The sequence below is a fragment of the Dokdonella koreensis DS-123 genome (assembly GCF_001632775.1).
In the GTDB taxonomy this organism is placed as follows: Bacteria; Pseudomonadota; Gammaproteobacteria; order Xanthomonadales; family Rhodanobacteraceae; genus Dokdonella; species Dokdonella koreensis.
Window position 1 is genome coordinate 3,292,303 of the sequence record NZ_CP015249.1, and the last position, 25,246, is coordinate 3,317,548.

At 69.3% G+C, this 25,246-nt stretch carries 21 protein-coding genes; 7 read left to right on the forward strand and 14 right to left on the reverse strand.

Annotated elements, in window-relative coordinates; genetic code table 11:
* Window positions 1-21: 21 nt before the first annotated feature.
* The gene (locus I596_RS13480; protein ID WP_067651973.1) at window positions 22-834 is read right to left on the reverse strand and encodes an alpha/beta fold hydrolase; all 813 of its coding nucleotides are present in this window, start codon (window positions 832-834) and stop codon (window positions 22-24) included.
* Window positions 835-929: 95 nt separating this feature from the next.
* Here I596_RS13480 and I596_RS13485 point away from each other — a divergent pair, with 95 nt between their 5' ends.
* Window positions 930-2,303, forward strand: a complete 1,374-nt coding sequence (locus I596_RS13485; RefSeq protein ID WP_067648937.1) for a phospholipase D-like domain-containing protein — start codon at window positions 930-932, stop codon at window positions 2,301-2,303.
* 161 nt (window positions 2,304-2,464) lie between these two features.
* Window positions 2,465-2,932 carry a hypothetical protein gene (locus tag I596_RS13490; RefSeq protein WP_067648940.1) on the forward strand — a complete coding sequence of 156 codons (468 nt, stop codon included), beginning with the start codon at window positions 2,465-2,467 and terminating at the stop codon, window positions 2,930-2,932.
* Here I596_RS13490 and I596_RS18515 read toward each other — a convergent pair.
* Entirely contained in the window at window positions 2,827-3,555 is a 729-nt protein-coding gene (locus tag I596_RS18515; RefSeq protein WP_150132156.1) for a hypothetical protein, read from the reverse strand. The two genes, I596_RS13490 and I596_RS18515, sit on opposite strands and share 106 nt — an antisense overlap.
* Window positions 3,556-3,712: 157 nt before the next feature.
* Between I596_RS18515 and I596_RS13495 the strand changes: the two genes are divergently transcribed.
* The 5 genes from I596_RS13495 to I596_RS13515 all read left to right on the forward strand — a co-directional run bounded on the left by I596_RS13495 (window position 3,713) and on the right by I596_RS13515 (window position 8,520).
* Window positions 3,713-4,102, forward strand: a complete 390-nt coding sequence (locus tag I596_RS13495) for a GntR family transcriptional regulator (RefSeq protein ID WP_067648943.1) — start codon at window positions 3,713-3,715, stop codon at window positions 4,100-4,102.
* Window positions 4,103-4,127: 25 nt separating this feature from the next.
* Window positions 4,128-5,021, forward strand: a complete 894-nt coding sequence (locus tag I596_RS13500; RefSeq protein WP_067648946.1) for an ABC transporter ATP-binding protein — start codon at window positions 4,128-4,130, stop codon at window positions 5,019-5,021.
* The gene (locus tag I596_RS13505; protein ID WP_067648949.1) at window positions 5,018-5,704 is read left to right on the forward strand and encodes an ABC transporter permease; all 687 of its coding nucleotides are present in this window, start codon (window positions 5,018-5,020) and stop codon (window positions 5,702-5,704) included. The genes I596_RS13500 and I596_RS13505 overlap by 4 nt, the downstream gene beginning before the upstream one ends.
* Before the next feature lie 10 nt (window positions 5,705-5,714).
* Window positions 5,715-6,890, forward strand: coding sequence for an acyltransferase family protein (locus tag I596_RS13510; protein ID WP_067648952.1), 1,176 nt, complete (start codon window positions 5,715-5,717; stop codon window positions 6,888-6,890).
* Between the two features lie 304 nt (window positions 6,891-7,194).
* Window positions 7,195-8,520, forward strand: coding sequence for a peptide-N-glycosidase F-related protein (locus I596_RS13515; protein ID WP_150132157.1), 1,326 nt, complete (start codon window positions 7,195-7,197; stop codon window positions 8,518-8,520).
* Window positions 8,521-8,551: 31 nt separating this feature from the next.
* Here I596_RS13515 and I596_RS13520 read toward each other — a convergent pair whose 3' ends face one another.
* The 12 genes from I596_RS13520 to I596_RS13570 form a co-directional block, all read right to left on the reverse strand.
* Entirely contained in the window at window positions 8,552-9,352 is an 801-nt protein-coding gene (locus I596_RS13520; protein WP_083965578.1) for a MipA/OmpV family protein, read from the reverse strand.
* A gap of 155 nt (window positions 9,353-9,507) precedes the next feature.
* Window positions 9,508-10,851 (reverse strand): sensor histidine kinase, encoded by a 1,344-nt coding sequence (locus tag I596_RS13525; protein WP_067648958.1) that lies wholly within the window; start codon window positions 10,849-10,851, stop codon window positions 9,508-9,510.
* Window positions 10,844-11,539, reverse strand: a complete 696-nt coding sequence (locus I596_RS13530) for a response regulator transcription factor (protein ID WP_067648960.1) — start codon at window positions 11,537-11,539, stop codon at window positions 10,844-10,846. Before I596_RS13530 ends, I596_RS13525 begins: the two co-directional genes overlap by 8 nt.
* The gene (locus I596_RS13535) at window positions 11,536-11,859 is read right to left on the reverse strand and encodes a hypothetical protein (protein WP_067648963.1); all 324 of its coding nucleotides are present in this window, start codon (window positions 11,857-11,859) and stop codon (window positions 11,536-11,538) included. The genes I596_RS13530 and I596_RS13535 overlap by 4 nt, the downstream gene beginning before the upstream one ends.
* 3 nt (window positions 11,860-11,862) lie before the next feature.
* Window positions 11,863-14,964: an efflux RND transporter permease subunit gene (locus tag I596_RS13540; RefSeq protein ID WP_067648966.1), complete on the reverse strand. Its 3,102-nt coding sequence runs from the start codon at window positions 14,962-14,964 to the stop codon at window positions 11,863-11,865.
* Window positions 14,961-16,160 (reverse strand): efflux RND transporter periplasmic adaptor subunit, encoded by a 1,200-nt coding sequence (locus I596_RS13545; RefSeq protein ID WP_067648969.1) that lies wholly within the window; start codon window positions 16,158-16,160, stop codon window positions 14,961-14,963. The genes I596_RS13540 and I596_RS13545 overlap by 4 nt, the downstream gene beginning before the upstream one ends.
* Window positions 16,161-16,489: 329 nt before the next feature.
* Entirely contained in the window at window positions 16,490-20,095 is a 3,606-nt protein-coding gene (locus I596_RS13550; RefSeq protein ID WP_067648972.1) for a M1 family aminopeptidase, read from the reverse strand.
* Window positions 20,096-20,107: 12 nt separating this feature from the next.
* Complete coding sequence (locus I596_RS13555; RefSeq protein ID WP_067648975.1) at window positions 20,108-20,986, reverse strand: ABC transporter ATP-binding protein; 879 nt, start codon at window positions 20,984-20,986, stop codon at window positions 20,108-20,110.
* A gap of 400 nt (window positions 20,987-21,386) precedes the next feature.
* Entirely contained in the window at window positions 21,387-22,079 is a 693-nt protein-coding gene (locus I596_RS13560; protein WP_150132158.1) for a hypothetical protein, read from the reverse strand.
* Complete coding sequence (locus I596_RS18125) at window positions 22,076-23,593, reverse strand: M12 family metallo-peptidase (protein WP_190278913.1); 1,518 nt, start codon at window positions 23,591-23,593, stop codon at window positions 22,076-22,078. The genes I596_RS13560 and I596_RS18125 overlap by 4 nt, the downstream gene beginning before the upstream one ends.
* 131 nt (window positions 23,594-23,724) lie before the next feature.
* Window positions 23,725-24,348 (reverse strand): COG1361 family protein, encoded by a 624-nt coding sequence (locus tag I596_RS13565; protein ID WP_067648981.1) that lies wholly within the window; start codon window positions 24,346-24,348, stop codon window positions 23,725-23,727.
* Window positions 24,349-24,561: 213 nt separating this feature from the next.
* Window positions 24,562-24,984, reverse strand: coding sequence for a hypothetical protein (locus tag I596_RS13570; RefSeq protein WP_150132159.1), 423 nt, complete (start codon window positions 24,982-24,984; stop codon window positions 24,562-24,564).
* Window positions 24,985-25,246 lie beyond the last annotated feature (262 nt).

The window sequence follows — 25,246 nt, forward strand, 5'->3', positions numbered from 1 at the left end:
GCAACGGCCTGTGCAGCCCGGTCATTCCCGGCCGACCGCGCCGTCCAGCCAGGCCGTCACCCGCGCGCGCACGGCCTCGGGCTGTTCGCGATGCGGAACATGGCCGCAGTCCGGCAGGATCACCACCGTGGCCGGTCCGGCCACCTGCTCGGCGATGCGCCGGGGATGGCGGACCGAGCCGTACGCGTCGTGGTCGCCGTGCAGCGCCAGCACCGGGCAGCGCACGCCGCGCAGGTCCGCATCCAGGTTCCAGCCGGCGAAGTCCGGCGCCAGCCAGGTCTCGATCCAGGCGGCCAGCACCCAGTCCGTCTTGTCGCCGTGGTACTTCACCAGGCGATCGCGCTGGCCCGCCGCCTGGAAGCTGCGCCGTGCATCGCCGATGCCCTGGATCGTGCGGTCCTCGACGAACGCCTGCGCGGACTCGGTGACGAGCGCAATGCACGCGGGCGCGTGGCGTGCCGCACAGGCCACCGCCATGCCGCCGCCGACGCTGTGGCCGAAGGCGATGAAGCGCTCGATCCGCAACTGCTCGCGGACTGCGGCAAACGCGCCACGCGCCTCGTCCTGGACGAAATCGCGGTCCAGCCGGCCGGGATGCGGATCGGACCGGCCGAAGCCGAGCCGGTCATAGGCGATGACGGTCCGGCCCGAGGCCTGCGCCAGGCGCTCCGGGAAGTCGCGCCACAGCGCGACGCAGCCCAGCGAGTCGTGGAACAGCACGATCGGGACATCGCGCCCGGGATTACCGGCGCCGGGACTCCAGCAACGGGTGAAGAGCCGGCCCTGGGGCGTGCTCACCCAGCGCTCCTGCGCCGGGATGGGGGACAATGGCATGCGCATGGACTCCGATTTCAACGCCCACCCCGCAAGGCCGGCCCCGAGCCGCGATCGGCTCGAACGCCGCTGGATCAACCGCAAGGACGTCGCACATGAAGCTGATCGGGCTCGAAAAGGCTGGGTATCCTTTGCCCAACCTCAACCAGGACTGTCTTCCCGATTGCGAGGAAGTGAAGGCGGCAATCCCTTACGCCGAACATGGAAATGGCGACCTGCTGCTCTTCGATGCAGCACAGCGGCTGGACAAGCCCGTGACATTCTACGGGCGCATCGACGGCACCTGCCCGATCGATCCGGCGGTGCTGCGCTGGTTCCTGATGCGCCAGCGCAACAGCGCGGACGTCGAGTGTCGCCTGGTCCCTCACTGGCTCCACGCCAAGGTGATCTGGTGGGTCGGCGTCGGCGCCTACATCGGCTCGGCGAACCTCACCGATCGTGCGTGGAACCAGAACCACGAGGCCGGCGTGTTCCTGACGCAGGACGAACTCGACGCGCAAGGCATGACCGAGCGGCTCGACGGGTTCTTCGATCAGGTGGCGGCGCAGTCGATCCCGCTCGACGAGACGATCTACCGCGCTCAGCGGCAGCTGCACGAGCGCCTCAAGCAGATCCGCAAGGATGCCTACCTCGTCCAGAAGGAATTCGAGGACGGGCACGCGGCCTTGATGGACCGGAACAGCCCCATCGCGCATCAGCCGGCCCGCAGCTCTTTCACGATGAGGAAAAGGAGATTCGTGGCCGAGTGGCACGAGACGCTCGCCTACCTGCGCCCCCTTGCACTGCGTGTCGCCAGTCCCGAGAACCGCCCCGGATGGATCCGGGAAGGGATCCCGCCCGGCGTGCAGTGTGACCAGTTCCTGCACGCCTACTACTACACCATCGTCGATCCGCGATCCGAAAAGGACGCCTATCTCGGCCACTACGAGCGCAACAGCCGCCATGCCGAAGCCGCGATGCAGGACGCCCTCGCGTGGTGGAAGACCTCGGATTTCGACTACGAGAACGAACGCGACATGATGGAGAGAGTCGCGCCTCTGTTCGTGGAGCATTTCGCCGAAGATCGCATCCTGGCGCTGGACCAGGAAACCTTTGCCGAGACGCTTGCGTGCTCCCACGCGTTCGGCATGCATTCCACGCGCAAGGGCGTGGAAGAGCTCGGCTTCACCCGCAGTCCCGGCGCATGGCCCAAGATCCTCGCTCACGCCCGCATGATCTACGACGCCCGTTCGGCCAGCGGCTCTCACTCCGGGCCCGAGGTGTTCCGCTACGTGATATGGGGGCCGGGCGACGTGGCCGAACGCATCTGGAACGCCATCCACGAACCCGACTACCGCCTGGACGGCGTTGGCGTTTCCACCCTGGGGGAGGTCGTCGGCTGGACTCGCCCCAACGACTTTCCCCCGCGTAACCAGCGCACCAACAAAGCCATCAAGGCCCTGGGACGCAAGATCAAGATCGCTCCTTGAGCCGATGTCCGGGTAACCTCTGCGCAGCGCGAGCACCGTTGCGATAGCGACACGCCCCATGCGATGGTGCGCGGCCGCCGCGGCGCCGCGCGCCATCGTTGCCCGGCGATCCGGGCGCGGCACCCTCAAGACAACGATTCGAGCCCCGGAGCGCTCGCCCCATGAGCAAGGTCACGCGGCTGTTCCACGCCGTCAGCTATCTGCAGTACCCGCTGCTGCTGGTGTCGTTGTTCTACGTCGTACAACCGTATTTCACGGGTTTCGACGGGTTCTGGCAGGGCCTCAACAAGGCGCTGGTCGTCGCCGGCGTGGCGATCAGCTTTTCGACGCTGCAGGACACCACCACGACGCAGAACGCGTTCTCCAAACGGATCTGGCAGGACCCGCGCAAGGGCCGGCTGGCCCTGATCGCGTTGGCGGCCTCCGCGGCGGCCATGCTGGTCGCGGGCCTGTACGGCTTCCTGGTTTCGTCCGGAGGCATCATCCAGGAAGTGGCGTTCGGCGTGCTGATGCTCGGCATCGGCTACATCGGGCTGTTGAAGGCCGCGATCGAGATGTACGAGAACCACCGACTGGACAAGCACGCGCCCGACGCATCGGGCGGGTCCGGCGCCGCCCGGCGCAGCTGAAAAGCCCAGGTCACCGCTGCGCGGCCGGCTCCACGCCATGCCGCCACCGTGGCGCTACGCGAATCCCGCATCACGTCGATCGCGAGCGTCATCCCGGAACGCGCACGCCAAGCGCCGGTCGTGCGTGCGCCGGCTCCGGCCCGGCACGTCGGCGGCCTGCTCCCGCATCGATCCGGCGAGCGCGGGAGTTCCCCGATAGGCGCCGCACGCGGGCCGGTCGCCGCAAGGCGATCGAGCGCACGGCGGTGCAGCAGGTAGCGGAGCGCGCGCGCCGCAGGGTGCGGCTCAGGTTGCCGCCGCGCCGCGCCACCAGCACCGGCCCTGCACCGTGCGACCGCCACCACCGCCTGCATCGGGCCCAGGCGGAACGCGTCGTCGAACAGCATCAGGCAGAACCACCATAGGAACACCGCCGCGCTGCCGCTGAGCACACCGGCCACCACGGCCGCCGTGCCCGGCAGCAGCAACGCCGGCTGCACCGTAGTGCCGGCCAGGAAACCCACCAGACCCAGCGCCAGCGGGACGAACAAGCGCACGACGCGTTCGCCGCCCGCCGCCCACACCAGCCGCCAGGCCAGCAGCAGCCACAGCGTGGCCGCCACCGCCCGAACGATCAGATCCAACGCCTGCAACACCGTCTCCGGCCCAAGGACAGCCGTCCCGTGGACGCGGAAGTGAAACCGAGCCGCCGGAGGCCCGCAAGCACCGCGCGCAAGGCCCTGTTGATGTCCGGGCATATCTGTGTATACTCACTATACACAGTGAGGCCTGATCCTATGCATGCGTGATGCACTCGTTCTCTCCAGCCACTCCGGCACGCCGATGTATGCGCAGATCGTCGAGCAGGTGGTGGCGAAGGTGATGGCCGGCGAATGGCCGTCCGGCCATCCGTTGCCGTCGATCCGCGAACTGGCCAGCGCCAGCCGCGTCAGCGTGATCACCGTCAAGCGCGCCTACCTGGAACTGGAACGCGCCGGCGTGATCGTGACGCAGCAGGGCAAGGGCTCGTTCGTGGCCGACCAGCCCGACGCGTCTCGGGCCGTACTGATGGACACGTTCCGCACGCAACTGGCCGAGCTGGTCACCACCGCGCGAACGCTCGGCCTGGAACCCCAGGACGTGCTGACGCAGGTCGAAGAAGCCTTGTCCCACCCTTCCGACAGTCCCTAACCGCCTCCGGACCCTTGCAGGAACCATGGACATCCAATCTCCCGCCATCGCCCTCTCGGGCGTGCAAAAGCACTACGGCGAATTCGCGCTCCACGACATCGACCTGGTCGTGCCCACCGGCCAGATCATGGGCCTGGTCGGCGTCAACGGCGCCGGCAAGTCCACGCTGCTGCGGCTGCTGGTCGGCCTGATCCGCGCCGACGACGGCGCGGTGGCGGTGCTCGGCCAGCGGCTGCCCGAGGCACAGGTCGCGGTGAAGCGCGACATCGGCTACGCCTCGGACGACATGCGCCTGTACCGCGGCCAGACGCTGCGCTGGCACATGGATTTCGTCGCGCGGATCTATCCCGGCTGGGACGAGGCCTATGCGCAGACACTGCTGGCGCGCTTCGACCTGCGCCCGCAGCAGAAGCTGGCCGGCTTCTCGCACGGCCAGCGGGTCAAGGCGCTGCTGCTGCTGATCTTCGCGCGGCACCCGCGGTTGCTGCTGCTGGACGAGCCCACCACCGGCCTGGACCCGATCGCGCGCGGCGAGGTGCTGGACGCGCTGGCCGAGGTCCTGCGCGACGAGGAGCGGTCGGTGCTGTTCTCCTCGCACAACACCGCCGACATCGAACAGCTGGCGGACGCGATCACGTTCCTGCATCGCGGCGGGATCGTCGCCTCGCGCGACAAGGAGTCCTTCCTCGACAGCTGGCGGCGCATCCTGTGCCGCGGGCCGGCGATCGGGCCGCTCGACGCGATCGCCGGCATCGCATCCGTCCGCGAAAGCCCGCCGCTGATCGAGATCAAGACCGGCGCCTTCGACGAAGGGCTGCTGCAGCGGCTGAAGGCGCAGGGCCTGGAGGTCACGGCAGTGGAGCCGATGACGCTGGAAGACATTTTCGTGACGACGGTGCGTGGAGGAACGAGCCGATGAACCTGTTCGCCTGTGATGCCCGCCTGGTCGGGCGGCTGATCGTCAAGGACTGGCAGGTCTGCCAGAAGCAGCTGGCCGGCTACCTGGCCGGCATCGTGCTGGCGCTGGGCCTGATCGGCACCGGCGCGCCGTGGGCCGCTGCCGCCGGCGCGTTGTTGCTGCTGGTGCTACTGGTCGTGTGCGGCTCGTACACGATCGAGACGTCCCTGCTGGCCGAGCGCAAGCAGCAGACCCTCGCCTTCGTCATGAGCCTGCCGGTCTCGCCGATGGACGTGTACTGGGGCAAGCTGCTGGCGAACCTGGTGATCTACCTGGTGCCGTTCGCCGTGGTCACCGGCGGCATGATCGTGCTGATCCTGACCACGCCGATCCCCGACGGCACCGTGGTCTGGACCGTACTGACCGCCGGTTTCATGCTGGCCAGCTTCTGCGCCTCGCTGGGCTTCGCGATCGCCTGCGAGTCCGAGGGCTGGAACATCTTCGTCATGCTGGGGCTGATGACGCTGATCGGGCCCTTCATGTACCTGGTGAGCCGGCTCGACGGCGTCGCACCGTTCATCCGGACCGAGGACATCGTCTGGAGCGCCACGGTGCTACGCGTACTGGCGGCGGAGCTCGCGGCGATCGTGCTGGCCCTACTCGCGAGCAGTTGGTTCCACACGCGCAAGACCGCGTTCCTCTGAGCACCCGGCCATGACCACGACATCGCGCATCCACTACATGGACAACCTGCGCGCGCTGGCGATGCTCGCCGGCGTGGTGTTCCACGCCGCGCTCGCCTACAGCCCGCTGATCCGGCCCTACTGGCCGCCCGCCGATGCCGCCGGTTCCGCGGCCGTGGACATGGTGGCCTGGTGGCTGCACGCGTTCCGGATGCCGCTGTTCTTCGTCGTGGCCGGCTTCTTCAGCGCATTGCTGGTGCAGCGCCGCGGGCTGGCCGGCCTGTTCCGTACGCGCCTCGTGCGCGTGCTGCTGCCGCTGCTGGCCGGCGTTCCGCTGGTGGTGCTGGGCATGTACCGGCTGACCGTCTACGCCGCGACGACCGTGCAGCACCCCTCGCCGGTGCTCGCCTGGCTGCGCGACTACGCCGCCACGCAAGGCAGCGTGCCGCTGATACCCAGCCTTGCGCACCTGTGGTTCCTCGCCTACCTGATGCTGTTCACGCTGCTGGTCTGGGTCGTCGCCGCCATCGAGCCGCAGCGCGCCTACGCCCGGATACGCGCGCTGCCGGTCTCCTGGCCGACGGTCCTGGTCGCCCCGCTGCTGCTGGCGCCTGCGCTGGCGATGACGACCAACCCATGGCCGGCGCCCGAAGCGCTGCTGCCGCAGCTGTGGGCCGTGGCGTACTTCGGCGCGTACTTCGCGCTCGGCTATCACCTGTACCTGCAGCCCGCGCTGATCGACGGCCTGCGGCGCTTCGGGCCGCTGCTGCTGGTCGGCGCGCTCGTGGCGTACGCGGCCTCGCCGTGGGTGCTCGGCACGCCGCGCCCGGTGCCGGCCGGTTGGGCCACGCGCGGGCTCGACGCCGTGCTTCAAGCCTGCGCCGGCCTGTGGATGACGCTGTGCTGCCTGATCGCCGGCCGCGCCTGGCTGGACACGTCCAATCGGGTGATGCGCTGGTTCGCCGACGCCGCCTACTGGGTCTACCTGGTGCACCTGCCGGTGCTGTTCGCGATCCAGTACCGGCTGCTGGACGTGCCGCTGCCCTGGCCCGCCAAGTTCGCGCTGGCCACCACGCTCACGCTCGTCGTTTCGCTGGCCAGCTACCAGCTGCTGGTGCGGCACACGGTGCTGGGGCGGTGGTTGAACGGCCGACGGCCGGGTCGCACGCCGGCGCACGCGACGCAGGCCGCAATGCCGGCCGACTGACGCCGCGCACGCGCCGCCCCGACGCCCGGCCTGCCGGCGTGGGTCGGGCATGTTTTCGCCGGGCGCACTGAACATCCGAGCCGTCCATGGGCCTGCCGCCCGCACGAGGACAGCCCATCGTCCAGCCGGCGGAAACGACCGGCCAGGCGGCCTTGATCCCTCGACGGGCGTCACTCAAGATGCAGGCGGGTGACGGTGCACGCCCGCAGCCGCTGCCGGGATCGGGCAGGGAAGCTCGCAGCGTCCGCCGCCGGCCCGCCGGCAAGCCTGTCCCGAACCAAACGCGGCCCTGAGGAGCGAACCCGTGAAACCGACGACACCGATTGGCGGCGCCAGACCCCTTCTCGCCCTCGTGCTGCTGGCCGTGCCGCTGGCGGCCGGTGCCCAGACGGTGACGACGACGAACGTGCTGACGCAGGCGCCGCAGTTCAGCATCTACTCCGACGACCTGCCACCGCTCTACACCACGCCGCCCGGCATCGTCCTGCTGCGCGGCAATGAGTCCTGGTACACGCTGACGCTGCTGAGCGCGCAGCAGAAGGCGCAGCTCGGTGCGGACCTGGCCGCCAAGGTCACCAAGTTCGCCGGCTGCGACGCCTTCGACCGCATCGAAAGCATCGTCTACCTGCCGAAGGCCGCCGGCGCCGTCCCCACCACCGCCGACATCCCGCGCACGATCGAGATCGCGCGCTTCATGACGACGTTCAGCACCTACAACCGCGACAGCAATCCGTCGCCGTACGTGTCGCCGCTGATGGACGTCAGCGCCTACGCACCGCACCTGGCCGATCCGACGCAGGACATCTGGGTCGGCTTCGCCGGCGGCTCCTACCCGACCTACCCTAATGGATCGGGCACCTACAACCCGTGCTGGACCAACGCCGGTGCCCAGGTGGCGAACCTGCCGCTCGCGCCGTATCCGCCGGGCCTGACCACCGAGGAGGCCCAGGCGATCTTCGCGCGCACCGGCTTCAGCTTCTCGCTGGACCTGCTCTCCACGCAACCGCCCGGCCCGCCCGCGCCCGGCCCCGCGGTGCGCGCCGCGCTCAACGCGCCGACCGGCCCTGCCTCCGGCGCGTCGCTGACGATCGCCGGCACGCTCGACGTGCCCGACCCGGGCGACGGCAGCACCACCGTCGACGGCACGCTGCATCTGATCGTCACCACGCACGGCGGCAACTCCGAGTACGGCTTCAGCACCGGCAACACCGTGCAGGTCAACGGCGCTCCGGTCGGCGACGCGTTCAGCACGCAGACCAATTGCAATGCGTTCGTCGGTACCGCGATCAATCCGCTCAACGGCTCGATCAGTTCCGGCACCGTCGGCGCCAATCCGACCAACCCGCGCAACTGGTGCCCGGGCGGCCCGGTGCGCACCACCGTGGCCAATCCCGGCACCACCAACCCGACCGACGCCAACCCCGGCGTGCCGGTGCGTTCCAACCGCTTCCACAGCGTGCGGCTCAACGTCGGCGCCAACCCCGTCCAGCTCGACCTCGGTCCGTTCGTGACGCGCTTCGGCGGGCCCTACGATCCCGGCTGCGGCAACTGCTACCCGACCTCGATCGTGTTCGTGCCGGTGATCGACGCGCTGTTCGACGACGACTTCGAGGCCGCCGGACGCCCCTAGACCGCGAGGCTTCGGAGCCGCCCCGCGCGCGTCAGAACCCGCGCGAGAGGCCGAAGAACACCGACGCGGTACCCTTGGCGTCCGCATCGATCAACGGACTGTCCTTGATCTCGTCGGGCAGGCTGCTGTACTTGACCGAGGCCAGCAGCGACCACTTCTGGCCGATCGGCCGGAAGTAGTTGAAGCCGACATGGCCGATCGCGACCGAGCCGGGCTTGTAGTCGACGACGCCGCGCGCGACTTCCTTGTCGAGCGTGCCGTAGTAGTAGTTCGCCATGTCCTTGGACTGCCAGGTGGCGCCCACGATCGGCGTCAACTGGCCCTGGCCGAGCGCGAACGGGTAGCCGTACTGGATCGAGACCTCCTGCCCGCCGCTGGTGTCGGTCGCGTCGGCCAGCAGCTCGACCTCCAGCTCGCCGGCGCGGCCGCTCCACTTCATGCCCAGGCCGAGGTCGAACGCGAGGTCGCGGTCTTCCAGCAGCCGGTAGTCGACGCCGTTGTCGGCCAGTTCGCGCCGGCCGAGGTCCTTGACGTCGAAGCCGTCGAAGCGGAGCTTTCCGATCGCGGCCAGCTCGAACGACTCGCTGCTGACGAAACGCCAGCCGGCGGTGATGCCGCGGAAGTAGAAGCGCTCGCCTTCGTAGGTCACCAGCGGGACCGGCATCACCCGCGTGCCCTCGCCGGCAAACGGGCTGTCCGAGACCATCGCGGCGATACCCAGGCTCCAGCGCGGCGGGTGTTGTTCCGCCGGCACCTCGTCGGCCGCGCCCGGCTGGGCGACGGCGTTGAGCGACAAGCCGGACAGCACGAGGGACCACAGTCGTTTCTTCATGGGACGCCTGACCTCATCGAGTGGGGGAATGTCATGTGCGTCCACCGGCGCGCACCCGTGCGGCGGGTGCGGTGGCAAACGTCCACCCCAGCATGAATCGGTCGTGTCGCCGAAATGTCGTGTCCCGCACCGGCCGCCAGCCGGTGGTCCGCCGCCTACGGCGTGATGACGCTGGCGGTCACGTCGAGGCGGGCACGCGTGCCCGACAGCCCGCCCGGTTCGATCGCCAGCGTCCAGCCGAAGCGATCGCAGATGCGGCCGATCAGGAACAGTCCCAGGCCCTGCCCGCGCACCGGTGCGGCCTGCCGCAGGCTGTCGCGATAGCGCCGCGCGGCCTCGACCGGATCGAACCCGCTGCCGGAATCGGCGACGGTGACCACACCCTCGCTCAGCGCGATCTCGACATAGCCCGCCTCGGTGCTCTCTATCGCGTTGCGCAGCAGGTTGCTGACGGCGATGCGCACGATCGCCTCCGGCACGGCGATGAAGGTGGGCACCAGCTCGCCCAGCTCCAACCGCGCCGGTTTCCCGTGCAGCAGGTGCTCGTGGTCGCGCGCCAGGCGCGGCAGCAGCTCGTGCAGCACGGTGACGTCCGCCGGCTCGGTCGCAGGGTCGGGCTCGCGCGCCAGGTACAGCAGGGCGACCATCGTCTCGGACAGGTCCGCCACCGCGTGCTCGATGCGGCCGAGCACCGGCCGCGACGCCTCCGGCAGCGGCATCTGCCCGAGCACGTCGGCGGCGCCGGCGATCACCGCGATCGGCGTGCGGAACTCGTGGCTGGCCTGGTCGAGCAGGCTGCGCTCGCGCGCGATGAACTGCGCCACGCGCTCCAGGTGCGCATTGCTGGCCTGCGCGATGACCTGGATCTCCTCGCGCGGGTACGTCGTCGGCAGCCGCGCCGCGGTGTCGCTGGGGTCGATCGCCTGCATGCGCTCGGCCAGGTCGCGCACCGGCCGCACCAGGTTGGCGTGCAGCCAGCCGATGACCCCCGCGATCAGTACGGCGAAGACGACGGCCCAGCCGGTGCTGAGCAGGGAGTCGTGGTTCTGCTGGTCCTCCAGCGCCTGGATGTCGAGCGTGGTGACCAGCCGGCCGTGCGGCAGATCGGCGACCCGCGCATGGAAGCTGCTCTCGCCGGGAAAGTCGTCGAGCGATTGGAACGAACCGAAAAAGCCGCTCTCGGTCGAGTAGTAGCCGGCCGGCAGATCGGCCAGATACGCCGGATCCGGCAAGGTGCTGCCGCCTTCGGCCAGGTACCAGGACCGGACCAGTCCGCGCTGCGGCAGCGAAGCGCCCTGCCCCTGCTCGACGCGCGCGACTTGGTCGGCCGACAGCGACGCCAGCAAGTCGGCCCAGAAGCGGTGCTCGATCAGGCGCTGGCTGCTGAAGCTCTGCGCCGCCAGCGCCGCCAGCATGGTCAGCCCGAATACGACCAGCGCGGCGCTGATCCAGGCGTGGATGCCGCGCGACCGGCCCGGCGGGACGTCGCGCCTAGCCATGTTCGCAGAGCCTGTAGCCGGAGCCCGGCACGGTGTACAGCAGCGGCGGCTCCGTGTCGCGCTGGATCGCACGGCGCAGCACGTGCATGTGCGAGCGCAACAGGTCCGTCGCCGGCACGGCGTCGCCCCAGGCCGCGCGCTCCAATCGCACCCGCGTGACGACGCGCGGGCTCTCGCGCATCAGCAGCTCCAACAGGTGCCGTCCGGTGCGGCTCAGCGCGATCGGCCGTCCGGCGCGCCGGATTTCCAGCGTACCGAGGTGGAACGTGAGATCACCCACCGTGAGCACGTCCTCCGGCGCAACCGACTGCCGCAGGCGCGCCACCAGCGACCGCAGGCGCACCTCGATCTCGGGCAGGGCGACCGGCTTGACCAGGTAGTCGTCCAGGCCCGCCTCGAAGCCGTCGATCTTGTCGGCCAGCTGGTCGCGTGCCGTCAGCATGATCACCGGTACGCGCTGCTTCGCCTCGCCGCGCAGCTTGCGCAGCACGGTCAGGCCGTCGAGGCGCGGCAGGTTCCAGTCGAGCACGATCGCGTCGTAGTCCCGGGTCGCGGCCAGGTGCAGGCCGGACAGCCCGTCGGGTGCGGCATCCAGGCTGTGTCCGCAGCCTTCCAGGTAGTCGTAGAGGTTCGCCGCGAGCTGCGCGTTGTCCTCGATGATCAGGATCGAGAGGGGATGCGTGCTCATGGTTCGTCCGCCGATGGGCGCGCGGCCGGGCCGCATGAAGGATTGCACGCGCCATCGCCGGGCACGACGCCGGCGGCGCGCGCGATCCACTCTAGCATGGCCCTTGCGCGCGCGAAGGCGAGGCCGAGGTCCTGCTCGGGCGTCGCGCGCGGCAGCCGGCGGCCGCTGTCCGCCGCGCAGGATTCTCGATCGACGCTGCCGGCAGCGACGCCCGCAGCGCGCCGTTCGGCCGCATCCGGCGGCGTGCCCGGCGCGGCGCGCTCCGGCGCATCCCGGTCACGTGCCGGGGCCGGTGCGGTCTGCCCGGGGATCGGTGCCATGCCTTATACCTCGACCGCGTAGCCGCCGACTGCGCCATCCAGGCGCTGCCGCATCGAGACGCGCGCATACCCTACCAGGTCGTCCACCAGGCTGTAGACGACCGGGATCACCAGCAGGCACAGCACGGTCGACGTCACGAGCCCGCCGATCACGACGATCGCCATCGGCGCGCGGAAGCTCGGATCGGCGCCGATGCCGAGCGCGACCGGCAGCATGCCGGCCCCCATCGCGATCGTCGTCATGACGATCGGCCGGGCGCGCTTGCGGCAGGCATCGACGATCGCGCACCGGCGGCCCTTGCCGTGGTCCCGGCGGGCGATGACGACGTAGTCCACCAGCAGGATCGCGTTCTTGGTGGTGATGCCCATCAGCATGATCAAGCCGATCATCGACGGCATCGACAGGCTGGCACCGGTCACCCACAGCGCAAGGAACGCGCCCGGGATCGACAGCACCAGCGCCACCAGCACGGTCAACGGCTGCGCGAAGTCCTTCAGCAGCAGCACCAGCACCATGTACACGCACAGCACGCCCGCGGCCATCGCCAGCAAGAAGCCCCGGGCCAGCTCGCCCATGGCTTCCGCGTCGCCGGTGGCGGCCTGGACGATGCCGTGCGGCAGGTTGCGCAGGCTCGGCAGCGCCGCCGCCGCACGCTCGACGTCGCCCAGCGGGCGGCCGTTGAGCTCCACCTTGAGGGTGACGTTGCGCTGGCGGTCGTAGCGCGTCAGCTCGGACGGGCCGCTGGCGATCGCCAGGTCCGCGACGCTCTCCAGCGGCACCGGCCCGCGCGCGCCGGGTACCGGCAGCCGTCGCAGCACGTCCAGGTCGTCGCGGCCCCGATCGGCCAGCCGTACCACCACCGGCACCTGGCGCTCACCGAGATTCAGTTTGGCGAGGGCCTGGTCGTAGTCGCCCGCGGTGGCGATCCGCAGCGTCTCGGCGATCGCCGCCGAGGTGACGCCGAGGTCCGCGGCGCGTGCGAAATCGGGCTGGACGACCAGCTCCGGCCGCACCAGGCTGGCCGAAGAGGTCACCGCGCCGACACCGGGAATCCCGCGCAGCTCGCGCTCGACGCGGCCGGCATGACGCGCCAGCAATGCCCCGTCCTCCGAGGCCAGCACCAGCTGGTAGCCCTCGCTGTCGCCACCGGCGCCCACGCCGATCCGCACGCCCGGCAGCACCGACAGCGCCTGCCGCAGCGTGGCCTCGATCATCGCCCGGGTCAGGCCGTCGCGCTGGCCGCGCGGTACCAGGTTCACGGTGAGCACGGCCGTCGTCACGCTCGCGACCGGCGCCGCCTCGTCCGGATCGCCGCTGCCACCGCTGCCGCCACCGACGGCGGTGTAGACCGAGGTCACGTACGGAAGCGCACCGATCCGCGCGCGCGCCTGCTCGGCGACGGCCAGCGTATCGCCCAGCCGGCTGCCCGGCGGCAGCGCGACGGTCACCTGCGTATGGTCGCCGTCATCAGCCGGAATGAACTCGCCGGGCAGCTGCGTGGCGACGAGCAGGCCGAGGGCCACCAGCAGCGCGGCCGTGCCGATCGTCAGCGCGCGATGGCGCAGGCACGTCCGCACGATCCACAGGTACCGCGCCAGCCAGCGCGGCGCGGCCGGCGGGCGCTGCGGCGCCGCCAGGAAATACGCCGCCAGCGTCGGCGTCAGCATGCGGGCGACCACCAGCGAGAAGAACACCGCCACCGCCGCGGTCCAACCGAACTGCACGAAGTACTGGCCGACCGTCCCGCCCATCAGCGACGTCGGCACGAACACCGCGATCAGCGTGAACGTGGTCGCGATCACCGCCAGCCCGATCTCGTCGGCCGCCTCCGTCGCCGCGCGCAGCGGTGTCTTGCCCATCCGCCGGTGCCGCTCGATGTTCTCGATCTCGACGATCGCATCGTCCACCAGCACGCCGATCACCAGCGACAGCGACAGCAGCGAGACCGTGTTCAGCGTGAAGCCCAGCAGGTGCATGACCGCGAACGTCGGGATCGCCGACAGCGGCAGCGCCACCGCGGCGATCAGTGTCGCCCGCCAGTCGCGCAGGAACCCCAACACCACCAGCACCGCCAGCGCAGCGCCCTCGACCATCAGCATCATCGAGCCGCGGTAGTTCTCGGCGATCGGGCCGACGTGGTCGACCGCCTCGGCGAACGCGATATCCGGATGCGCGGCCGCCAGTTCCGCGATCGTGGCGCGCGCGGCCGCGGCCACCTCCAGCTCGCCGGCACCGCGCGCACGCAGCACCTCGAACGCCACCACCGGCCTGCCGTCCATCAGCGCGGCCGCACGCGGCTCCGCCGTGGTATCCGACACCGTCGCGACCTGGGCCAGGCGAATCCGGCGCCCGTCGCCCAGCGCCAGATCCAGGTTCTCGATTGCCTGCGCGGATGCCACCGTGCCCAGCGTGCGCACCGACTGCTCGGCCCCGCCGAGCGTGACGCGCCCGCCGGACGCCTCCTGCTGCAGCGCGCGCAACTGCCGGGAGATGTCGGCCGCGCCGGCGTTCAGCGCCAGCAGCCGCTGCGGGTCGAGCGCGACGCGGATCTCGCGGTCCAAGCCGCCGACGCGCGACACCGCGCCGATGCCCGGCACCGCCAGCAGCCGCCGCGTGACCTGGCCGTCGACGAACCACGACAGCGCCTCGTCGTCGCGCCGTGTCGAGGACACCGTGTAGATCGTGACTGGTGTGCTGGCCAGCTCGAGCTTTTCGATCACCGGGTCCTGCAGGTCTGCCGGCAGCCGGGCGCGCGTGCGTGCCACCGCGTCGCGCACGTCGTCCATCGCCGCCTGCACCGGCGTGCCGACGCGGAACTCCGCCGTGATGCGCGCTGTGCCGTCGCTCAACACGCTGGTGAGGTGCTTGAGGCCCTGCACGTTCGCCAGCGCGTCCTCGATCTTGCGCGCCACGTCGTTCTCCAGCTGCGCCGGCGAGGCACCCGGCAGCACCGCGGTGACCGTGACCACGGGGAAGTCGATGTCCGGGAAGTTCTGCACCTTCATCGCCGCGAAGCCCGCCAGCCCCGCCAGCGTCAGCAGGATGAAAAGCAGCGTGACGGCGACCGGGTTGCGGATCGACCAGGCCGAGACGTTGAGGTTCACGGACTACTCCGCGGCGGTGCGGACCGCTCCGGCGGCGGCGCGTTCGATTCGGTCACGTCCGCGTCGGCCGTGCTCGACACCGGCACGGCGGCCGCACCCGGCCCCAGCTCGCCGACCACGCGCACCGTGTCCCCCTCGCTCAGGAAGCCCAGACCCGCGGCGATGACCGGCTCCGACGCCGCGAGTCCCGCCGTGATCTCGATCCGGTCGTCGACCGACCGGCCGACGTCCACCTTCTGCACGACCACGCGCGACGCGACACTCACGCGCATGACGGTGTGGAAGCCGTCGCGCAGCAGCACCGCGCTGCGTGGCAGCGTCAGCGCCCAGCGATCACCCACCGCGATATGGCCGCTGACGAACGCACCCGCACGCACCGCGCTGCCGCGCGGCAGGTCCGCATAGGCCAGGCCCGTATGCGTCGCCACGTCGATCACCGGCCCCAGCCTGCGCAGCGTGCCGTGGATCGGCGCGTGGCCCGGCAGGCTGATCGTCGCCGCCTGGCCGGGCGCGAGCGCATCCAGGTCCGCCGCCGACACCGCCGCCCGCCATTCGAGGCGGCCATCGCGGATCAGGCGGAACAGCTCCTGCCCCGCAGTGACCACCGCCCCCACCGTCGCCGGCCGCGCCGTGATGACACCGTCGCTCGGCGCCAGCACGCGCGTCTGCGCCAGGCGCAGGCCGACGCGCCGCTCCACCGCCCGCGCCGCGTCCAGCCGCGCCCGCGCCGTCGCCGCGCCGGCCGCGTATTGCCCCACCTGCTGCGCGGCGATCGCGCCGGTGGCACCCAGCCGTCCCGCGCGGCGATGGTTGGTCTCGGCCTCCCCGGCCTCGGCCGCCGCCTGCGCGACCGCCGCGCGCACCTCCGCCAGCTCCGCCTCGATCGTGTCGGCCTTGAACAACGCCAGCACCTGGCCGCGCGTCACCGTATCGCCGACATTGACGCGCACCTCGGTCAGGCGCAGCCCGTCCGCCTCCGCGCCGACGCTCGCCTCCTGCCAGGCCACGACATGGCCCGTCGCCGACACGCGTACCGGCAGCACGCTCTCCTGTGGCCGGATCAGCGTCACCGACAGCACCGGTACCGGCGATGCGTCCACCCCGCCGTCGGCCTCGCGCGCCCGGCCCTGCCCGAACAGCGCGAGCGCAACAACGGCAAGCCCGGCGCAGGCCAGGGCGATCAAACCACGCTTCATGTCGCGACGGGACCTCACGGATCGGATGCGGGACGACCCGTCGCCGCCGGCGAGGGGGCAGGCTCGCCGTGGCGGCTTCGGGTCGGTGCCGATCGTGGGGCGGGGATGTCGGTGAAATGTCGCGCGGCGCGGTCACGCGCACGACGGCGAGCACAGGCATGCAAGCCTGCGGGCGGCTACCGGTCCGATCGACATTCCTTCGCGGCCGGTCGGGGCCGGTGCCGGCCGCCTTGTGGCGCGCGATCTTTTCCGCCGGGCCTGACGGCCGAGCAGGCCCCGGCGATCCTCGGGCGGTGCCCGGCGTGGCCGGCGCCTCGTGGCGCGGCGCGCTACGGGCCGACCGGCGCGACGTTGTCGCGGGCGTTCCGGTCGATGTAGGCGTTGTACGGGTCCACGCCGGCGTGGGTGGGCCTTGCGTCGGTGACGAAGCGGAAGACCTGCGATCCGCTGCGCACCGGCTGCCGCTCGATGAGGATCACGCGCGCGCCGTCGAAGGCGCGGCTCCCCGGCTCGGCGGTGAACAGGCCCAGCTCGATGGCCTCGTCGAGGGGCGCGTCCTGCTCTGCGCCGCGACCGTCCGCATGGACCTTGCGCGCCTCCACCGGCACGGTCACGTCCCATCGCCCGTCGGCCCGCTGCACGGCCCGGGGCTGTGTGACCTTGAGGTCGTAGAGCGTGATCCGCTCGAACAGGTCGGTGATCAGCGCCTGCTGCTCGGGCGTGCGCGCTTCCTCGCGCAGCAGGGCGACCAGGTCCACCGAGCGCGGGTACGGCGGCGTCGTGAAGCGGTAGCGGTCGACGAAGCGCTTCAGCGCGCGGTTGACCGCGTCCTCGCCGAGCCGTTGCTGGAGCAGGTACATCGCGAGCGCACCCTTTCCATAGGCGACGTGTTTCTGGCTGATCTCGACGCTGACGAGCGGCGCCTCCTCGATCACCTGGGTGCGGCGGCCGCTCAGGTAGCGGTCCAGCTGGAACTGCAGGAAACGGCGGATCCTGTCCTCCCCGTGGAGGCGCTTCATCACCATCAGCGCGGAGTACTGCGCCAGCGTCTCGTACAGCAGGCCGGCGCCCTGCATCCGGGCCCCCAGGACCTGGTGCCCCCACCACTGGTGGGCGAGCTCGTGAGCGGTGACCATCGTGACCACGTCGATCGCGTCCGGGTCCTCCAGGTCCATCGCGAAGCCGGCCGTCTCCCCGAGCGGAATGGTGTTCGCAAAGGCCTGGGCGCCCGACCGGTAGGCGGGCGTCTCGACGATCCGCGCCTGGTCGAATTGGTAGGGACCGAAGGCCTGGCCGTAGTAGTCGATGGAGGCCTGCATCGCCGTCATCATGCGATCGACGTTCCAGGGGTGCGCAGGATGGAAGTAGATCGCGTGCTCGACGCCCGCGTGGACCTGCCGCCTGACGGCGTAGCGGCCCGACTGGATCGAGAAGTAGTTCTTGATCGGCGTGTCGGACACGAAGCGGACGATGCGGCGGCCGTTCTCGACCCGCTCCGACACCGGCTTGCCGGGGGCGATCGGGACCTGGTCGGCGGTGGTGGAGACGGTGATGTCCGCCGTGGTCCAGCCGACGTCGCCGCCGGGCAGGAGGTAGGTGGCCGCCACATCGTCCAGCCGCGGCAGCGGTTGCAGATCCGGCAGGCCGAGTGCGCGGCGCACCGCCGGCGACTCGATCAGGCCCACGTCGCTCATGCCGATCCGCGGCGTCAGCTCGAACGTGTCGAGGTCGGTGCCGTTCGGCGCCAGGCCGGTCTCGGTGCCGGCGGCCCGGAACCCGACCTGCTCGCGGCGGGTGTGGAAGGCGAGCGAGCGCGCCTCCCCCGGCTGCATCGGCGTGTCGAGGCGATAGATGCGGTAGCCGAACGCTGCGTCGTCGCGTTCCAACCGCGCCGCCGGGAATTCCAGCTCGACCAGCACGAGATCGCGATTCACGAGGCGCACGTGCACCTGCTCGATCGGCGATCCGGTGTCGTTGACCAGCCGGTAGCGGCCGCGCACCTCGGCACGGATCGCCTCCGGGTACAGCGCCACGTCCAGTTCCACGCGCCTGACCGCCGGTTGCGGCAAGCGCGCGTAGCGGAAGAAGCGCTTCTCGTACTCGGCCAGGTAGCGCTGCGTGTCCGCGTCGGTGCGGAAGTCGTTCAGGACCAGCGTGTTGTAGACGATCCAGGCGCCGCTCAGCACGCACAGCGCCGCTGCCCCGGCGGCCGCCAGCCCGGCCGGGCCGGCCAGCCGCGCGGGCATCCGGCGCAGCCGCGGCATCAGGCGCGCCTCGGCGCCGCGCGGCCAGAGCCGCTGTGCCGCCACCAGCAGCAGCACCGCCGTCGCGGCCCAGAACAGCCGGAACCACCAGGCCGCCTCCCAGAAGAGGCCGGCACCGGCCAGGTCGGACAGCGGTACGGCCGGCACGCTGCCGTACACGAACAGCGGATGCTCCAGCCCCAGCGAGGGTCCGAAGAAGCGCAGCGCGAGGTACAGCACCATCACGCCCCAGCCGGCGTACTTGCTGGGGCTGAGCGCCTGGACGAACACCGCCAGCGCCGCGATCAGCAGCGCGTCCACCGCGCCCGGCAGCAGATACCAGAGCAGGTAGCCGCCGGGCGCGAGGTCCACGCCGCCCCACAGCAGCTGCACGGCCATGCCGACCGCCGCGCCGACGAGCAGCGTCGAGAACAGCACCAGCGCCAGCCCGAGCACCTTCGGCAGCATCAGGGACCACGCCGGGAGCGCCGTCGCGTCGATGATCTCGTGCATCCGGCGTTCGCGCTCGCGCCACACCAGCTCGCCGCCGTAGTAGGTGGCGATGACGACCAGGAGCGTCTCGAAGCTGGCCCCGATGATCGGTACGGACACCGACGTCAGCGGACGGAGCGCCGCGCCGACCCAGCCCGACGCGGTCAACAGGTTCGCGAGCGTGACCACGCAGGCGACGAGCAGGAGGATCAGGAACAGCGAGCTGCCGAGGATGTAACGCGCCTCCATCGCGGCGCGTGCGACGAACTGCGTCCGCGCGGTACGGCCATCGAAGCGTGGCTCCGCCAGCCGCGCGAAGCGCGCGCCTGTGCCGGCCTCGCAGGACGACACGACCGGCGCACCCCGTCGATGCAGCCGGCGTTGCCGGCGCCGCGACAGGCGCCGCTCCGCGAACCGGAACCGGTGCCAGGTCAACGCCAGCAGGGCGATCGACAGGCCCACCCACAGCAGCCGGCTCTGCAGCATCAGGGCCGTGATGGGAATCGCCCCGGCGTTGAGCTCCGCCGCCGTGTAGTAGCGCGATGTCGCCATGTAGGCCGACAGGCCGAGGGGATCGGCCAGCACGCGCAGGCCGGCGAGCTGCGGCTGCCCCTCCATCAGCCGCTGGGAGACCAGGTACAGGGCCAGCAGTAGCACCACCCCGACGAAGGTCCCGGCCGTCGAGCGCGTCGCGGTGGCCAGCGCGAACAGGATCGCGCAGATGATCAGCGCGTTCGGTAACGCGAACAGCCCGTAGCCGTACGCGAAGGCGGCGAGCCGGTGGGGCCCGAGCATCGTCGGGTCGGCGAACGGCATCAGCGTGCCGAGCCACTGGCCGGCGGTCGCGGCCGCCAGGAGGAGCGCAGCCACCGCGAAGGCGCCGAGAAAACGGCCGAACAGGTAGCTCGCCTTGCTGATGCCCGTGGTGCGCAGGATCGGACCGAAGCCCGTCTGGTCGTCGCGCACGATGACGTTCGAGACGAAGGCCGCGCCGACGAACAGGAACACGAGCGACACCAGCAGGTGGGACACGATGATCGAATGCGGGCTGTTGTACAGCACGTTCCCGCCGCCGATGGTCAGGAGCTTCGCCACCGCCATGTCGACGAAGGCCCCCAGGAAGAGCGCCGCCGCAGACACGGCGAACAGCGGGCTGCGGACCTGGTAGCGGAATTCGAACGCCGCGATCGTGCCGAGCATGTTCTTCGCGCCTCAGGCCGCGCGGCGGGCGTGCGCCAGGGTGCAGAAGTAGACGTCCTCCAGGTCGCCCTCGTGGGGCGTGAAGCCGTCGCCCGGGTCCGTATCGGAAAGCACGTGGACCATCGTTCGCCCGGCGGACAGGCGGGTCGAGACCACCGGGTGGCGCGCCTTGTAGCCCTCGAGCTCGGCCCGCTCGATCGTCTTCGTCCAGAGCCGGCCGCGCGTGCCGCGGATCAGCTCGAGCGGTGCGCCCTCCAGCTGGATGCGCCCGCCCGCGAGCACCGCCATGCGCGGGCACAGGTCCGCCACGTCGCCGACGATGTGGGTCGAGAGGATGACGACCACGTTCTCGCCGATCTCCGCGAGCAGGTCGAGGAAGCGGTTGCGCTCCTCCGGGTCGAGGCCCGCCGTCGGCTCGTCGACGACGATGAGCCAGGGGTTGCCGATCAGCGCCTGGGCAATGCCGAAGCGCTGGCGCATGCCGCCCGACAAGCCCGCCAGCGCCTTCTTGCGGACACCCCAGAGGTTGACCTGGTGCAGCAGGGCCTCGACCGTCTGCCGGCGCTCGGCCGCCACCCCGATGCCTTTCAGCGCGGCCATGTGATGGAGCATGTCGTAGGCCGAAACCCGCGGATAGACCCCGAAATCCTGCGGCAGGTAGCCCAGCCTGCGCCGCAGCCGCTGGGGTTCGGCGATCACGTCGATCTCCCCGAAACGGATGCTTCCTTCCGTTGGCACCTGCAACGTGGCGATCGTCCGCATCAGGGTCGACTTGCCGGCACCGTTCGGCCCCAGCAGCCCGTACATGCCCCGCGGGATCGACAGCGTCACCTGATCGAGCGCGCGCGTGCCGTTGCCGTAGACGTGGCTGAGGTGGGTGAGCTCGAGCATGGGGCGCCCCTGGGACCAGTTCCGCGGCACACTGACATAGTGTTCTACTAATGTAAATCACCAATTCAGCACTGGCGCAGCGCGCTGTGCGGCGCTCTCGGAGCTATGGACTTGCGTCTGGAGGTAGCTGCCCCTGCCCTCGCGTTCGGCCCGCCCGTGGTCGCGCTTCCTTCCTGGATGGGCGTCGGGCGGGCACACGCAGCTGCCGGGACCGCGGCGGCCGAGGCGGGCAACCGCAGAGGCAAGCCCCTCGGACGGGGGCAGCGAGCGGATCTCAAGTCGGACGTAGTGGAACCGATTCCCTAGGGGTGCTGTCCGGAGGGCGGCTCACGCACGACCGCGCAAGTGAGAACCCCAGCGCCGACAACGGCACCTGGAACCATCGATCGTGAAGTGAAGGTCAGCGATGTGAGGCGCCCCACATCCCGCATCGTCGCCGGTGCGCAAAGGCCAGCACAGACAGGCCGATCGCCAAGCCCATCAGCGTCCACCGCGATAGCGAGGGAACCGGTTCTGGCGGGACGTAGGGCTCGCCGGCGACGATCGTGTAGAACACCTCGTTGTTGGCGGGGTTCGTGTCCTCCTGCGCCGCACTGATCGTATAGCTCCAGCGTGTCTCAAAGGTCTCGAACGGCTCCTGCAGGAACTGGATGTCGAACGTGCAAACCCGCGATTCACCAGGCGGAATCACCTCGAAGTAGAACTGGAACACCAGCGCAAAGAAGAAATCCGGCGGCGGACCGGGACCGATGACATCGTAGGTAGCAACGCAGCCACTGACGGTACTCCACAAGATGTCGAACGGCCCCCAATCCCACGTAGTGGGAAGCCTGAATCCAGGACCGATGACGTAATTGGCAAACTGGTCGCCAAAAGGCCCGGGCTGCGCAACACCCGCCGCAGTGGGGCCAGCGTTGTGCAAGGTCAACGTCACCGTTCCGCGATCGCCCGGCTGGAACGCCGAAGGCGTGACCGAAACGGCGATCGAGACGTCGATCTGCGGCCACGCACCTGTCCCTGCATAGGCAAGCTGTGGCAGTACTGCGGCACAGATCGCCAAAGACCTCACCAGCCATTGATGACCGCGATTCATGGAAGTCCCGGCACGTATGTAATGGATGGGCACGCAGCAAGACTGTCAAAACCGTTAGAAAAAATAACATTCGGCCGAATACGTAGCGCCTCGATGCCGGCCGTGAGATTGTTGATGGCAAGCGCATTGTTTGTCGTAGCAGTTCCCGTTGGGCGCCCACCACTGAGAACGCCAGGATTCGAGAACTGGAGAAGCCGCATGGGAGCCCCTGGGGAAAAATTTTGCGCCATCACGGTCTGGAACCAAGGAGGGTCGTTGTATCCAAACGCGTAAGGAAAAGACGCTTCATGATCAGCCGCCGCGCCAGCACCTCGATTGTGCTCGGCGCCAAGCACATGCCCGAGTTCGTGCGTAAAAACGTCGGCACTCGACGAGCATTCCGCTGTACTTATGTAGTAGGTGTACTCGGAAAAGTTGATCCCTGTGCAGGGCGAAGTAGGAATGCCCTGGCTGGCGCACTCCGTTCGCTGAACATACGCGACGCCGCAGGGACCAAAGGTAGCTTGCGAAGCAGGGATCACTGCAACAACGTCAGCGCCTACGGCGTTCCGAAAAGCCTTGATGGAAGGACTTGCTTGTATCTGGTTTCGGCTTTGAAGAGCTTCCCGGTAGTCCCAACTGCCAGCATAAGGAACCGGTTCCCAACCAGCGAGCTTCGAGATGGTCACCACACCCACCCGCGCATCGATGGCGCTGTTTCTGAAAGCGTCATTGATGTCCCCTATGCCGTTCTGAATCAGACCGACGATGCCGCCCGTATCGCTGCACACCGCCGGATTTCCGCCGGCTGCGATCCGTCCCTGCTCGGTGAACAACACCACCATATCGATCATTCGCGGCGTGGATGACGGCCCCACAGGAGAAAGTGGCCGAGGAGAAATCCTCATCAGCGTAGCTGCGTCCGCCTCGGCCGCAGTCATGACAGGGACTGGCCTATCCGCCACATCGCCGACTCTCGTGCTGGACTCAGCCGCTGCCGATGTTCCAACGGGATCATCGAGCCGGAAGTACTCCATTCGCAGTTCCTTGACGACTTCCCGAGACAGAGCGAAGCGTCCCGCCGCGCCAGCAACGATACCGACGACATGGCCGCGATGGACGTTGATTCTTAGTTCGTACCCGTCTCCTCGACCAGACCACCTGTAGGAAAATTGGTCCGCAGGCAGATTCGGGATAGGTATCAGCTCACATCCGACGAGATCGCCCTGATGACAACCCCAACCATCGCGCTGCACGAATCCGTCGCGCCGATCGGTGGCCTCCAGGTCGATGACAACATCAACCGCGCCACCATGAGGCCGAGGGATCTGAACTCTGACTTGGTCGGGCATCGCCGCCAGTGCCGGGATGTCTATGGTGGAGTAATAGATCTCCAGTGCATCCGGTATGGGAGGCGAGAGTGGCGCCGAGTTCCACTTGATGTCACTGAAGAGCGGAACTGGCTGACCTCCGGCGAAAGCGGGAGCCGCGATACAGGCAACTACCCACAGCATCGTGCTGAAACGCATTTTCATGATGAGCTTTCCTTGCTGTCGGCTCCCCCTGGAGCCCCGTCGGGACGTTATCACACGAGTACTGCGTCTACACCCACGCTTCGCGTGGACCACGGATCGTAAGCAAAGGCCAGCCGTGTATGTCTCGGAGATCACGCCACAGAACGACACCTGCTCGGGCGCAGGCGCCACAGGCCCAGCCCGATCACTACACCGATCAGCCCGATCGCGCTCCATCCCGATCCAGACGGAACCGGCAAGACGGTCTGCGCTTCCAACGTATAGCGCAACGTGTTGTTGGACGGGTCAGGATCGACGTCGGTGTACCAAGTGAACACCGTCCACTCCAGAGGCAGTGGCGGGTGGGTAGACGGGTAGTACTCGATCTCGTACGTGCACGTACGCGATTGGCCCGCGGGGATCGAGTCGAAATAGTAGGCAAACAGGAGCGCGATGCTGTTGTCGGGTAAAGGCTCGGTAACAAAACGCTCGACCCAGCAACCTTGCGCAGTCTCCTCGACGACCTCGTAAGGCGGCGGCCGGGTGTTGATGATGTAGAACTCGCTCGCGACGCTGATCGAGGATTCCGTGCCACCACCAGCCAGGTCAGGCCCTGCATTGTGTACGGTAAGCGCCACCCTGTTGCGTCCGCCGGCGACGAATGTCGATGGTGTCACGACAACGCTGAGCGACAAATCCGCTTGCGCCGGCTGTCCCGCCGCCGGTCCGCCGACGATGAAGAAGAGACACGAGAAAAGCGGGAGCAGTCTACGCATCTCCTTGGTTCCCACTAGCAGGCAATGCCAGGACAAGCAACGGCCTCGTCGAATCCGCTCGCGAAAATTCTGCCAAGATCCATCAGACCAGTCGCCCTCTCGTGAATCCCTCTGGCAATTTGGATCGCTGCTCTGCGATCTTGCGTCTGCCCTTACGTCACAGCCACTGGCCGCCTCGTGCGCTGCGGCGGCCAGTGACTCGGCCTCGATCGGTTACAGGCCGCTCCAGTAACCCATGCCGCTATATGGGCGGAACAAGGTACGCGGCAGGCCCTGCCAGGACGCCACCCCTAGGAGGTTGCGCGCAGGGTCATAGTAGAGCCGGTCCCCGTTCGCGCGCGTCTTGGTCAAGGTGCCGGCCGGTGGCCGGCGCAGGAAGGTGTTCGCCGCTTCCACGTATTGCACCGCGTTGGCGAACTCCGGCAGCCGGTGCCGGTGCTTGCGCCAGTGCTGCATCGCGACCGCCGTGGCCGGCAAACCTTGTGCCTGCTGCCAGAGCGGCAGCCGCGTGGCCGCATAGCCCGCGGTCTCTTCATGGACCGCGTCCGGCATGGGCGCATAGACACCCCAGTACCGATCCACCACCTGCCGGAGGCGACGCACGGCCTGCGTCCGCTCCCCATCTTCAACGTCCATGCGCCGTCGCCCGGCGCTTGCCTTACTCACCTGCCGCGCGCTGCGCGGTGTGCTTCCCGTACGTTCCTTCCTCATGGCAATCACCCTTCCATCTGTGCAGTGAACGATCCGCCGGACCGCAATCCCGCTTCCAGCGGTGCGACAGCACACCGGCGCTATCCGCGCCGGGATGCCGGGAGGTTCGAAACCGCGTGAAGACGGTGGGCGTATTCCCCCTTGCGGGGTATTGCATTAGCCGCCCTCCCGGCACAGAACGTACCGA

What these genes read in the sequence shown, in the direction of transcription:
- I596_RS13505 (WP_067648949.1), top strand. Translation starts at nt 5,018, where the DNA reads ATGAACCTGTTCGCCTGTGATGCCCGCCTGGTCGGGCGGCTGATCGTC.
- I596_RS13535 (WP_067648963.1), bottom strand. Translation starts at nt 11,859, where the DNA reads ATGGCACCGATCCCCGGGCAGACCGCACCGGCCCCGGCACGTGACCGG.
- I596_RS13555 (WP_067648975.1), bottom strand. Translation starts at nt 20,986, where the DNA reads ATGCTCGAGCTCACCCACCTCAGCCACGTCTACGGCAACGGCACGCGC.
- I596_RS13520 (WP_083965578.1), bottom strand. Translation starts at nt 9,352, where the DNA reads ATGAAGAAACGACTGTGGTCCCTCGTGCTGTCCGGCTTGTCGCTCAAC.
- I596_RS18125 (WP_190278913.1), bottom strand. Translation starts at nt 23,593, where the DNA reads ATGAAAATGCGTTTCAGCACGATGCTGTGGGTAGTTGCCTGTATCGCG.
- I596_RS13485 (WP_067648937.1), top strand. Translation starts at nt 930, where the DNA reads ATGAAGCTGATCGGGCTCGAAAAGGCTGGGTATCCTTTGCCCAACCTC.
- I596_RS13510 (WP_067648952.1), top strand. Translation starts at nt 5,715, where the DNA reads ATGACCACGACATCGCGCATCCACTACATGGACAACCTGCGCGCGCTG.
- I596_RS13530 (WP_067648960.1), bottom strand. Translation starts at nt 11,539, where the DNA reads ATGAGCACGCATCCCCTCTCGATCCTGATCATCGAGGACAACGCGCAG.
- I596_RS13565 (WP_067648981.1), bottom strand. Translation starts at nt 24,348, where the DNA reads ATGCGTAGACTGCTCCCGCTTTTCTCGTGTCTCTTCTTCATCGTCGGC.
- I596_RS13480 (WP_067651973.1), bottom strand. Translation starts at nt 834, where the DNA reads ATGCCATTGTCCCCCATCCCGGCGCAGGAGCGCTGGGTGAGCACGCCC.
- I596_RS13560 (WP_150132158.1), bottom strand. Translation starts at nt 22,079, where the DNA reads ATGAATCGCGGTCATCAATGGCTGGTGAGGTCTTTGGCGATCTGTGCC.
- I596_RS13525 (WP_067648958.1), bottom strand. Translation starts at nt 10,851, where the DNA reads ATGGCTAGGCGCGACGTCCCGCCGGGCCGGTCGCGCGGCATCCACGCC.
- I596_RS13550 (WP_067648972.1), bottom strand. Translation starts at nt 20,095, where the DNA reads ATGCTCGGCACGATCGCGGCGTTCGAATTCCGCTACCAGGTCCGCAGC.
- I596_RS13545 (WP_067648969.1), bottom strand. Translation starts at nt 16,160, where the DNA reads ATGAAGCGTGGTTTGATCGCCCTGGCCTGCGCCGGGCTTGCCGTTGTT.
- I596_RS13570 (WP_150132159.1), bottom strand. Translation starts at nt 24,984, where the DNA reads ATGGACGTTGAAGATGGGGAGCGGACGCAGGCCGTGCGTCGCCTCCGG.
- I596_RS13490 (WP_067648940.1), top strand. Translation starts at nt 2,465, where the DNA reads ATGAGCAAGGTCACGCGGCTGTTCCACGCCGTCAGCTATCTGCAGTAC.
- I596_RS13500 (WP_067648946.1), top strand. Translation starts at nt 4,128, where the DNA reads ATGGACATCCAATCTCCCGCCATCGCCCTCTCGGGCGTGCAAAAGCAC.
- I596_RS13495 (WP_067648943.1), top strand. Translation starts at nt 3,713, where the DNA reads ATGCGTGATGCACTCGTTCTCTCCAGCCACTCCGGCACGCCGATGTAT.